General features: G+C 63.6%; 10 protein-coding genes. 1 reads left to right on the top strand and 9 read right to left on the bottom strand.

The features are described from left to right. The 8 genes from NKI35_RS03215 to NKI35_RS03180 form a co-directional block, all read right to left on the bottom strand. The gene (locus tag NKI35_RS03215; protein WP_352738515.1) at positions 1-1980 is read right to left on the bottom strand and encodes an ABC transporter permease; all 1980 of its coding nucleotides are present in this window, start codon (positions 1978-1980) and stop codon (positions 1-3) included. Further along, positions 1977-3056, bottom strand: coding sequence for a quaternary amine ABC transporter ATP-binding protein (locus NKI35_RS03210; RefSeq protein ID WP_352738512.1), 1080 nt, complete (start codon positions 3054-3056; stop codon positions 1977-1979). Before NKI35_RS03210 ends, NKI35_RS03215 begins: the two co-directional genes overlap by 4 nt. 70 nt (positions 3057-3126) lie before the next feature. After that, positions 3127-4101, bottom strand: a complete 975-nt coding sequence (locus NKI35_RS03205; protein WP_023709181.1) for an ABC transporter substrate-binding protein — start codon at positions 4099-4101, stop codon at positions 3127-3129. Between the two features lie 425 nt (positions 4102-4526). Further along, a complete protein-coding gene (locus tag NKI35_RS03200; RefSeq protein ID WP_023735614.1) occupies positions 4527-5312 on the bottom strand; it encodes an SDR family oxidoreductase in 786 nt (261 codons plus the stop codon). Between the two features lie 9 nt (positions 5313-5321). Further along, positions 5322-6086 carry an SDR family oxidoreductase gene (locus tag NKI35_RS03195; protein WP_023684416.1) on the bottom strand — a complete coding sequence of 255 codons (765 nt, stop codon included), beginning with the start codon at positions 6084-6086 and terminating at the stop codon, positions 5322-5324. A 106-nt stretch (positions 6087-6192) separates the two neighbouring features. Further along, positions 6193-7701, bottom strand: coding sequence for a sugar ABC transporter ATP-binding protein (locus NKI35_RS03190; protein WP_352738508.1), 1509 nt, complete (start codon positions 7699-7701; stop codon positions 6193-6195). A gap of 30 nt (positions 7702-7731) precedes the next feature. Beyond that, positions 7732-8670 (bottom strand): sugar ABC transporter substrate-binding protein, encoded by a 939-nt coding sequence (locus tag NKI35_RS03185; RefSeq protein ID WP_023684414.1) that lies wholly within the window; start codon positions 8668-8670, stop codon positions 7732-7734. A gap of 129 nt (positions 8671-8799) precedes the next feature. Further along, positions 8800-9783, bottom strand: coding sequence for an ABC transporter permease (locus tag NKI35_RS03180; protein WP_050588086.1), 984 nt, complete (start codon positions 9781-9783; stop codon positions 8800-8802). Positions 9784-10067: 284 nt separating this feature from the next. Between NKI35_RS03180 and NKI35_RS03175 the strand changes: the two genes are divergently transcribed. After that, on the top strand, positions 10068-11030 hold the full coding sequence (locus tag NKI35_RS03175; RefSeq protein WP_023684411.1) for a sugar-binding transcriptional regulator: 963 nt from the start codon (positions 10068-10070) through the stop codon (positions 11028-11030). A gap of 16 nt (positions 11031-11046) precedes the next feature. On the opposite strand, the gene NKI35_RS03170 is transcribed toward NKI35_RS03175, so the two are convergent. Then, complete coding sequence (locus NKI35_RS03170; RefSeq protein ID WP_352738506.1) at positions 11047-11640, bottom strand: hypothetical protein; 594 nt, start codon at positions 11638-11640, stop codon at positions 11047-11049. Positions 11641-11643 lie beyond the last annotated feature (3 nt).

Below are 11643 nucleotides of genomic sequence, written 5' to 3'. Positions count from 1 at the left end.
TTATCCTAGTCTTGCCCGCGCCTTCGCCGTCCAGGCATTGAACAGCCGGTCTGCGACGATGCCGATGAAAGCGATGGCGAGACCCGCGACAATGCCGCGTCCGGAATCGGCCTTGGACAGCGCGATGAAGACTTCCTGGCCGAGGTCGCGTGTGCCGACCATGGCGCAGATGATGATCATCGCCAGCGCCATCAGGATCGTCTGGTTGACGCCCAGCATGATTTCGGGAAGCGCCAGTGGCAATTGTACCCGAAAGAAGGTCTGGCGCGGCGTGCAGCCGGAAACCTTCGCCGCCTCGATCAGCGCCGGCGGCACTTGCCGGATGCCGTGATTGGTGTAGCGGATCGCCGGCACCACGGCGAAGGCGACGGTGGCGATCATGGCGGTGACGTCGCCGACGCGGAACAGCATCACAACAGGAATGATGAAGCAGAAGGACGGCAGCACCTGCAGCGTGTCGATGATGGGCGTGACGATCTTTTCGAAGCGGTCGCTGCGCGCGGCCATCAGGCCAATCGGGATGCCGATCAGGCAAGCGATGAAGGCCGAGATGCCGCAGAGATAAACCGTCGCCATGGTCTTTTCCCACAGGCCGGTGACGGCGCAGAAGGCGGTCAGCGCGGCGACGAGGGCGGCGAGACGCAGGCCACCGAACTGGTAGCCGGCGAGGCCGAGCAGGGCCACCGCGCCGAGCCACGGAAAGCCTTCGCAGAAGGCGCGCAGCGGGTTCAGTACATTGAGGATGAGCGCCACGCGAAACGCTTCGATCACGTCGAAGAAGTTGATCGTAACCCAGCTCACCGCCGCCTTCCACAGTGGCGCAGTGGTGAAGGTGATCGCCTTCGGCACCGCCGCGAAGGCCGGTACGAACAGGCCGAGCAGCGTCGTCACGACCAGGATGGCGATGGCCAGCGACAGATTGGCATAGCGCCGCCAAACGCTCTGGTTCGCCTGCCGTTGAACGCGGCCCTTCGCCTGTTTGTGGGCGATGGCTTGGCTCAACCGGTCGAGCCCGATGGCGAGTGCCACAATGGCGAGCCCGGCTTCCATCGCTTCGCCGACCTTCAGCGCACGCAGCGCCAGCAGCACGTCGTAACCGAGGCCGCCGGCGCCGATCATCGAGGCGATGATCACCATGTTCAGCGCCAGCATGATGACCTGGTTGACGCCGACCATCAGCGTCGGTCGCGCCGAGGGCAGCAGCACCCGCCATAATTTCTGCCGCGCCGTGCAGCCGGCCATCTCTGAGAAATCGTCGATCTCGGACGGCACGCGCGACAGGCCGAGCATCGTCGCCCGCACCATGGGCGGCGTGGCGAAGATAGCGGTGGCGATCATCGCCGAGACCGGACTGTTGCCGAACAGGAGCAGCATCGGGATGAGATAGGCGAAGGTCGGGATCGTCTGCATCAAATCGAGGGCAGGGGAGATGACAAGCCTTTCCGCCCATGGCTTGCGCCATGCCCAGATGCCGGCGAACAGGCCGGTGACAATGCAGAACGGCACGGCGATGGAAATCAGCGCCAGCGTCAGCATGGCGCTGGTCCACTGGCCAAACAGTGCGGTGTAGAGGAAACAGCCGCCAACCAGTATGCCGAGTTTTCTACCGCCCGCCGCATGCCCGGCGAGGAAGGCCGCAGCGCAGACGCCGACCCAGGACAGGCGCGGCAGGACATAGGCATCGGCGCCATGACCGATCTTGAAATTCTTGGCGAGCAGATTAAGCGCGAAATCGAGGGGAACGCCGAGCACCGCGGTGATCGATCGGGTCAACCACGAAAAGTTCGACTTGATCCAGCGCATCAGCGCGCTGACCCAGTCGGCGACCGGGACGACCGCCTCGGCCGGATAGTCGACCGCCCAGGGCAGCCTGTCCTGCAGCAGGAACACCGCGAGCACGGCGGCAAGTGCCAGCGCCCAGACCAGCAGCCAGCGCTGAACCGGCGTTCTTGTCTCGCTGGCGCTTGCCGTCACAATCATGCGCCGGCACTCGGTTTGTCGAGGCCGGCCAGCAGTCCGATAACGGCTTGCGGCGTCACTTCGCCGATCGGCTTGCCGGTGCCGTTGACCACGGCGAACGGCTTGCCCGAGGCGACGATGCTGGCCGAGAAGCTGGCGATCTTGGCCTCCGGCGAAACCGTGCCGCCATGCTCGGAGCCATCCAGGGCACGCATCAGGCTGCGCGCCGAAATCACCTTGGCGCGGTCGACGTCTCTAGTGAATTCGGCGACATAGTCGGTCGCCGGATTGACCACCAGTTGCTCCGGTGTGCCGATCTGGATGACCTCGCCGTCCTTCATGATGGCGATGCGGTCGGCGAGCCTGATCGCCTCGTCGAAATCATGGGTGATGAAAACGATGGTCTTGTGCAGCATGGTCTGCAGCCGCATCAGCTCGTCCTGCATCTCGCGGCGGATCAATGGGTCAAGCGCCGAGAACGGTTCGTCGAGGAACCAGATCTCCGGCTTGGTCGCGAGGCTGCGGGCGATGCCGACGCGCTGCTGCTGGCCGCCGGACAGTTCACGCGGATAGAAATGCTCGCGGCCGCGTAAGCCCACGAGATCGATCACCTCCCGCGCTCTCGCTTCGCGCGTCGGTCGGTCCTGGCCCTGGATGCTCAGGGGAAAGGCAATGTTGTCGAGCACGTTAAGATGCGGCAGCAGCGCGAAATTCTGGAACACCATGCCCATGCGATGGCGCCGCAGTTCGATCAGCGCGGCGTCGGAAATCTTGAGCAGGTCGTTGCCTTCGAATTCGACCTTGCCGTGGGTCGGCTCGACCAGCCTGGACATGCAGCGCACCAGCGTCGACTTGCCGGAGCCGGACAGCCCCATGATGATGAAGATCTCGCCCTGGCGTATTTCGAGATCGACGGCGCGCACCGCGCCGACCAGTCCGGCGGCAGCGACATCGTCGATGCTGGCCTTGCCGTTACGCTCGCGGATGAAGCTGGCCGCGTTCGATCCGAACAGTTTCCAGACATTACGGCAGGCAAGCTTTATCGGCCGCGCATCCTCCGGCGTGCCAGCCGCCTGCGGTTCAGTCGCTTCCGTCATCCAATGGTCCTTCTGGAAAATGGAGATAAGACCCGGCCGCCAGGGCCGGGTCTGGCTTCCAGTCAGGCGATCACTGCGCCCAGGCTTTCCAGTCGGCTTCATGAGCGGCGATCCAGGCGGCCGCGACGTCTTCCGGCGTCTTGCCGCCGAGGTCGATCTCGCCGCTCATCTTGTTGAGCTCATCGGTGTCGATCGTGTAGGCCTTGGCCACCTTGTAGGCGACCGGCCATTTGTCCTTCATGCCGGACCAGGAGTATTTCCAGATTTCGCCATGCGGTTTGCCGCAATCATATTTGGCATCCGGGTTGGTGCCCCATTTCGGGTCGGTGTAGCACTCGGGCGTATACTCCGGGAATTCGACCCACTCGCCCTTGTACTTGGCCGGCGCCCAATGCGGCGAATAGATCCACAGCATGATCGGCGCCTTGCGCTGATAGGCCGAGTCCAACTCGGCGAACATCGCCGCGTCGGTGCCGGCATGGATGACGGTGAAGGGCAGTTTCAGCGCCTCGACGCGCTCGTCGTCAAAGCCTTCCCAGGTTACCGGGCCGCCGAGATAGCGGCCCTTCGGCGCCGTCTCCGCCGTCGAGAACGCCTCGGCGCATTTCGGGTCCTTCAGCGCTTCCCAATTGGGCAGGCCGGGGCATTTCTCCTTCATATATTCGGGAAACCACCATTCCTCCTTGGCCTTCGGCCCGAGCTTGCCCAGCCGCTCGGTCTGGCCGGTGGCGTCTGAAGCCTTCATCGCCTCGCCGGCCGTCGTGTCCCAGAACTCCAGGCCGACATCGAGGTCGCCATTGGTGAGACCGGTGGTCAGGCTGGAGAGGTAGTCGGCGGTCGGATATTCGACGGTATAGCCGAGCTTTTCGAGGATACCGCCAAGGATCTTGGCGTTGAGGTTGACGCTGGTCCAGTCGAACAGCGCGATCTTGATCGGGTCATTGGATTCAGGTGCTGCTGCGTGGACCGGTGATGTAAGCGCACTTGCGGCGGCAAGTGCAAGGGCTCCCATTGATAGGTTCGAAATCACACTGCGAAATGACATGCTTGTTCTCCTGTCAAACCATGTGGAAATTTCTTGATCGTTCCCTTCTTGCGTCTTTTCTTGATTGTGTTGGAAAGGCGGGTCGTTACGCAAGCTCGTTCGCACCAAGCCAGTGCCGCGGCCGCAACTTGCGCAGGCGAAATGGTTGCTCGACTTGGTGTTTATGTGATGCCGGGCGGGCCCGCGTCATGGCATCGGATGGATTGCTGCGTGAGCAATCGTCAACAGATCGATCGCCGCTCCAGCGGCGCTCTCAGACGTGCGAGCCATCAAGGTCCCATGGTCTCGGCCGGCGAGCCCCATCCCCGCCAAGGCCGTTTCATGAGATGAAATTATATATACCAACGTTCATGCGGCGCAACGGCTGATGCCCTGTGCACTGCGGAATTTCAGACTGGTCGATTGCCAACCGCCAGAGCTGACGTTCACGACATGATCAGGCCGCCATCGACATTGATGGTTTGGCCGGTGATGTAGGTGGCGTCGTCGCTGGCGAGAAAGCTGACCAGGCCGGACACGTCCTCGCCGCTGCCGGCGCGGCCCATCGGGATGTTCTTCACCCATTCGGCCATCAGCTCGCCGGGCTTGTAGTCACCCATCAGCTTGCCCCAGGCGGCGTCGTTGTAAGCCCACATGTCAGTGTCGATAATGCCGGGGCAAATCGCGTTGACGGTGATCTTTTCCTTGGCTACTTCCTTGGCCAGGCTCTGGGTGATGCCGACGACGCCGAACTTCGACGCCGCATAGTGCGGCGTGTAGATGAAACCCTGCCGCGCCTGGCCCGACGCCGTGTTGATCAGCCGGCCGCCGTCGCCATGCTTGCGAATGCGCGCGATCGCTTCCTGGCAGCACAGGAACACGCCCTTGGTGTTGACGGCCATCACCTTGTCCCACTCGGCCTCGGTCATCGCCTCGATCCGGGCGATGGTGATGACGCCGGCATTCTGCACCGAAATGTCGACACGGCCGAATTCCTTCTCGGCGAGATCGTAAAGCGCTGTAACCTCATCCTTCTTGGTCACGTCCATGCGCATCGACGCGACCTTGGCGCCCCCCGCTTTAAGGCCGGCGGCGACGTCCTCGACGCGGGTATCGATGGCGCTGACCACGATCGCGGCACCTTCTTCGGCAAAGCGCTTCGCCATCGCCGCGCCGATGCCGCCGCTCGCGCCGGTGATGACCGCAGTCTTGCCTTCAAAACGCTTCTGCATCTTTTCTCCTTACCAGCAGACAAAACCGCCATCGACGATCAGGTCGATGCCGGTGACGTAACTCGCGGCGCGGCTGGCCAGGAACACGGTCGGGCCGACCATCTCTTCCGGCGTCGCCATGCGCCCCATGGGCGTGTCGCGTTCGAAGATCTTGATCTGTTCGGCGACCTCCGGCCGCTTGTTCATCGGCGTCAGCGTGTAGCCTGGGCTCACCACATTGACGCGCAGGCCGCGATCGGCCCATTCCATGGCGAGGCTTTTCGACATGTGGATGACCGCCGCCTTCGACGAATTGTAATGCGCCTGGGTCAGGCCCCGATTGACGATCGAACCCGACATGGAGGCGATGTTGATGATCGAGCCCTTGCGCCGCGTCAGCATGGCGCGCGCTTCGGCCTGGCAGGACAGGAACACGCCGCTGACATTCACGTCGTAGATTTTCTGCCACTTCTCCAGCGACAGCGTCTCGGCGGCCTCGGCTCCTGCAATGCCGGCATTGTTGACGGCGATGGTCAGCGCGCCGAGCTCCTTTTCCGTGCGCTCGACTGCGGTCGCCAGGTCGGCCTCCGACGTCACCGTCCCGGTCAGCACCACCGCCTTGCGGCCAAGCGCGGCGATCCTGTGCGCGGTCTCATCCAGCCCGCCTTTCGAGGCATGGCCGAAACAGGCTATGTCGGCGCCGGCTTCGGCGAGCCCGATGGCAATGGCCTGGCCAATGCCGCTGCCGGCGCCTGTTACCAGCGCTACGTCGCCGCTGAGATCGAATAGTTTCATGTTGTTCCCCCTCCTGAAATGAAGGGGCGCCAGTCTTTGCTGGCGCCCCGCGCGGTCCGGTCCTTGGGAGGATACCACCTGCTGCGCTTTGTTCCGACTCCTGTCCTCAGCTCGTGGCGAGTTCCATCACCGCGACATTGCTGGCCTCGCTGCGGCCGAGAATGCCGCGCTGGCGGCCGCGGCTCAGCACCAGCACCCGGTGCGACAGACCCAGCACCTCCTCGAGGTCGGAGCTCACCACCACCACCGCCATGCCGGAACGGGCGAGGTCGGCGATGACGTCGTAGATCGCCGCACGCGCGCCGACATCGATGCCGCGCGTCGGTTCATCGAGGATGAACACCTTCGGCGGCCGCGACACCCATTTGGCAATGATCACCTTCTGCTGGTTGCCGCCGGAAAGCTTGCTGACCGCCTGGCCAGGTTTGCCCTTGACCCCGAGCCTTGCGATGCCGGCTTCGGCGAATTTCTGCACCGCTTTCGGAAACACCCAGCCCTTCGGCGCGACATGGTCGAAATTGCCGAACGCCAGATTCTCGCCGATGGTCTGGTCGAGCACCACGCCTTGCGCCTTACGGTCTTCCGGCACCAGCACGACGCCGGCCTTGATCGCTGCCGCCGGCCCGCTGAGATGCACCGATTTGCCGGCAACGCGCACCGAGCCCGACGAGATCGGATCGGCGCCGGCGATCGCCCGCACCAGTTCGGTGCGGCCGGCGCCGATCAACCCGGCAATGCCGAGGATCTCGCCTGCTTTGACCGAGAAGGAAACGTTGTTGAAGCTCTTCTCCGGCGAGGACAGGTTGTCGACCTCGAGCAGCGTCTCCTCGCGCGGCGGCGTCAAGTGTGGGAACATCCGCTCGACCGAGCGGCCGACCATCTGCTCCACCACTGTGCGCACGGGAATATCGGCGCGTTCGTGGCGGGCGACGATGCGTCCGTCGCGCATCACAACCACGCGGTCGGCAATCTGCGCGATCTCGTCGAGACGATGGCTGATGTAGATGAAGGACATGCCCTCCGCCTTGAGCTTGCGGATCTGCTGGAACAAAAGCTCCGTTTCCTCGCCGCCAAGCGCTGCGGTCGGTTCGTCGAAGATCAGCAATTCGGCATTGAGCGTCAACGCCTTGGCGATCTCGACCTGTTGCTGGGCGGCGATGCGCAGCGTGCCCACCTTGCGCTCGGGCGAGACGTCGAGGCCAAGCCGCTTCAACTGCGCCGAGGCCTTGGCGTTCATCGCTGCGCGGTCGATGCGGCCGCCGCGCATCGGCAGGCGCCCGACATAGACGTTCTCCGCCACCGACAGATCCGGCAGCAGCTTCAGTTCCTGATGGATCATGCCCACACCGGCATCGATGGCGGCGGCGGGCGAGGCGGGGGAATAGGGCTTCCCCCGCCAGGTGATGGTGCCTGCGTCGGGCCGGGTCGAGCCGGCGATGATGTTGGACACCGTCGACTTGCCGGCGCCGTTTTCGCCGAGCAGCGCCACGACCTCGCCCGGCCGCACCTCGAAGCTCGCATCGGCCAGGACCTGGACCGGTCCGTAGCTCTTGCAGAGGCCGTTGACGAAAAGCCCGTTGTGCGGGCGTTCGCTGTGGCGAGGATCAGGAGACATCGTGGCGCTCTCTCTAAGCGGTGCGGGTTATTACGGGTGCTTGGCGATGAACTGCTCGACATTGTCCTTGGTGGTCAGCGTCGCATCCTGCAGCTGCTCGGCCGGAACGCTTTCGCCGGCCACCAGCTTGATCGCCGCATCGACGGCGAGCCGGCCCATGCCTTGCGTCTGCTGCGTCGCGGTGACGTCGAACACGCCGTCCTTCAGCGCCTTGAGTGCGGCCACGTCGCCATCAAAGCCGGCAACCCAGACCTTGTGGCCGGGATTGGCGACCTTGACCGCCTGTGCCGCACCCAGCGCCAGCGCATCGGCCTGGCCGATGACGATGGAGACATCGGGATGCGACTGCAGCAGGTCCTGCGTCAGCTTGAAGCCTTCGTCCTGGTGCCAGCCTTCGCTCCACAATTCGCCGACCACCTTGATATCGGGATAGGCCTTGAGCGCTTCGCCGCAGCCCTTCGAGCGATCCACTTCCGGCGTGGTGCCCTTCTGGCCGTGGATGATGATCAGTTCGCCTTTGCCGCCGGCCTGCTTGGCGATGTAGTCGCACACCGCCTGCGCCGAGGCGACGCTGTTGGTGGCGATGAAGGTGTCGCCGGGCGCGCCGTCGGCGTTGCGGTCGACATTGACCACCGGAATGCCGGCGGCCTTGGCGGTCTTGGTCGGCACGGTGGCGGCTGTGGCGCCGGCCGGAATGTAGATCAGCGCGTCGATGTTCTGCGTGATCAAATCCTGTACCTGGCTGACCTGCGTTGCCGAATCGCCCTTGGCGTCGACGGTGACGATCTCGATGCCCTTCTCCTTGCCGTAGGCTTCGACCGACTGCTTGATCTGGTTGAAGAAGTCGGCCTGCAAATTGGCCACCGCGAGGCCGAGTTTCTTGGCCTCCTTGGCCGAGGCCATGTCGGTCAGCCCGAGCAGGGGAATGATTGCGGCAGCGGCGAGCAGCAGTGAACGTTTGGTGAGCATGTGTTTCCTCCGTTGATAGTCAAACTGTCCCGCCAGCGCATCGCGCCCCTTGGAACATCCCAGTTTCGGATCGACCGATCCGTCTATCGCCCGGACGCTCCGGGCGAATTCTCAATTGTGCCCCGTTCTCTATCGCGCCCTGCGCCGCCAGGTATCGCTGGCGACCGCCAGCGCGATCACCACGCCGATCACCACCTGCTGGATGAAGGGCGAGACGCCGAGCAGATTGAGGCCGTTGCGCAGCACGCCGATGATGAGTACGCCGACAGCAGTGCCGCCGATCGAGCCGACGCCGCCCGACAGGCTGGCGCCGCCGATCACCACCGCCGCGATGGTGTCGAGCTCATAGCCGAGGCCGGAACTCGGCTGCACCGAATCCAGCCGCGCGGCAAGCACAATGCCTGCAAGACCCGCAAGCACGCCGCAGATGGCATAGACCCAGTTGGTCAGCGACTTCACCGGAATGCCGGAGAGCCGCGCCACCTCGGCGCTGCCGCCGATGGCGTAAAGGCTGCGGCCGGTGGCGCGGTAGTTGAGGAAGATGGCGAAGACGATCGCCAGCACCATCATCACCCCGACTGTGACCGACAGGAAGCCGAAATGGCGGATGATTGACAGGCTGGTGAACCAGTCGGGAAAGCCGACGATCTGCGAGCCGTCGGTGATCATGTTGGCAAGGCCGCGCGCCACCGACATCATCGCCAGCGTCGCGATGAACGGCGGCAGCCGGGTGACGGTCACCAGCAGGCCGGACACCAGTCCGCAAAGGCCGGCGACGACCAGTGCTGCAACGACGCCGGCCGCAAGGCCGAGATTGAGATAGTCGGGATGGGAGACAAAGCCCATCACCATGGCGGCCAGCGCCAGCACCGAGCCGACCGAGAGATCGATGCCGCCGATCAGGATCACCAGCGTCATGCCGATTGCCATGATGCCGAGCACGGTGATCTGGTCGAGCACGTTGAGGATGTTGCGCACGGTGAGGAACGTGTCGGTGGTCAACGTCAGCGCCAGGCAGAGCAGCAGCAGTCCGATCAGCGGTCCCATGGTTCCGGCAAACAGTGCCGAAAGCTTCGCGGCCGTCGCACCTTGAGTGCCGGGCGCGGCTTTCAACTCGCCAGCCTTCGACTCGCTTGCATCATTACTCACGGCCACTTCGTCTCCTCCGTCAGCGAAACGGCGATGGCCTGCCGTCCGCTCTTGTTCACCAGGCACCTCCCTGTGAACAATTTATCTTTGATATGCAATTTTGTTCAGCTAAACTGTTCATTAGAAAATTGTCAAGAGCCGTTGCGCCATTCGGCGGTGGTTTGCGCCACAGGGCGGTTTGTCCTAGGGAAGGCCAGGGGGCGGCGCTTGCGGAAAGATTTCCGAAATCTGCCGCGGGAGGGCAAAAGATGGCGACCGTCGAAAACGAGAAGGCCTCGCGCTTCCCCGATGCCGAGCTCAAGGCCCGGGCCGCCTGGCATTACTATGTCGAAGGTCTGACGCAAGAGCGCATCTCCGAGATTCTTGGCGTCGGCCGCATCAAGGTGCACCGGATCCTGTCGGCCGCCCGCGAGGAAGGCATTGTCCAGTTCCGCATTCGCGACAGTGTCGTCGAATGTGTGCAGCTCGAGGAGAGCCTGAAGCAGCGCTTCGGGCTAAGCCAGGCGGTCGTGGTGCCGTCGGCCGCCGATCGCAGCAACGCGCCGCTGATGATCGGCCACGCGGCTGCCGCCTATCTCGCCGACAATGTGAATGCCGGCGACGTCATTGCGCTGGGCTGGGGTCGCACCCTGAAATTCGCCATCAACGAACTGCCGAGGCGGCCGATCGCCAGGACGACGGTTGTCTCGATGCTCGGCGGCCTCACCCACGCGCAGCCGCTCAACCCGACCGAAAGCGCCTGGGAGTTCGCCGAAAAGATCGGCGCTGAATGTTTCCTGCTGCCGGTGCCGGTCTATGCCGACAAGCCGGAACAGCGCGATGCCTTCATGAGCCAGCGCAGCGTTCAGGATGTCGTCTTCCGCGCGCGCCGCGCCAACATCGCCGTGCTCAGCGTCGGCTCGTTTTCCAAGGACAGCCCGATCGCCAATTACGGCTTCATCAAACCGAGCGAACTAGAGGAATTGCAGGCGGCCGGCGCGGTCGGCGACCTCTTGTGCCATTTCATCGACGCCGAGGGCCACTCTGTCGACCATGAGGTCAACCGCCGCGTCTGCGCCTATCCGCTGCAGGATCTGTCCGATATTCCGAGCATCATCCTGGTGTCAGGCGGTCAGGAGAAGGTCGCCGTCATGCGCGCCGCGCTCGCCAACACCAGGATTTCGGTGCTCATTACCGATGAGGATGCGGCCAAAGGCCTGCTCAACCGTTGAGCGCTGTCGGCGTCGGTCAGAATTCGCAGGGCTCCGGACGACTTTCGTCCGACCAGTCGGCCAGTGCGATCGACACGAATTTTCCCGCGACCGGTTTGCCGTCGTCCAGGTCCTTTGAAGCGGTACCTTTGCCGGTGAGAAAATTGATGTCGCAGCCGCCCAGCGTCGTCCCGACCGAGCCGTCGGCTTTCTGCACATTCCAGTCCCAGTCGCGACTGTAGCCGGCGACAAGGAATTTACCGCCGCGCCAGACGATGGTCAGCGTCGCATCCCATGATTTGTTGGCGCCGCAGCCGAAGCACGAGATGACGACAAGCGATCCCTTGCCCTTGCTTTCGAGCCCGAGAATACGGTCCTGCGTCAGCGCCCTTTTGACAAAGTCAGGCTTGCGCGAAGGATCGAGCTTTCCTTCGCCGGCAGCCAGATAGATCGAGAGATCCGCCAGCCCGGTTTCGGAATCCGCCGCGATCGCGGCCCGATCCATCCTGCCGTCATTGTCCATGTCGAGCGTGACCTCGAAGGGCGGCTCGTCCTGCGCACGCGCCGTCATTGGAGCTGCCGCAAGCGCGACAATCCAGGGCAGGGCGGCAAGGTGAAATACTGCTTTCATGAG

Source organism: Mesorhizobium sp. M0676 (genome assembly GCF_040320535.1).
Taxonomy (GTDB): Bacteria; Pseudomonadota; Alphaproteobacteria; order Rhizobiales; family Rhizobiaceae; genus Mesorhizobium.
Note: the sequence above shows the minus strand (reverse complement) of the source record. Positions and strands in the feature narration are given on the sequence as shown.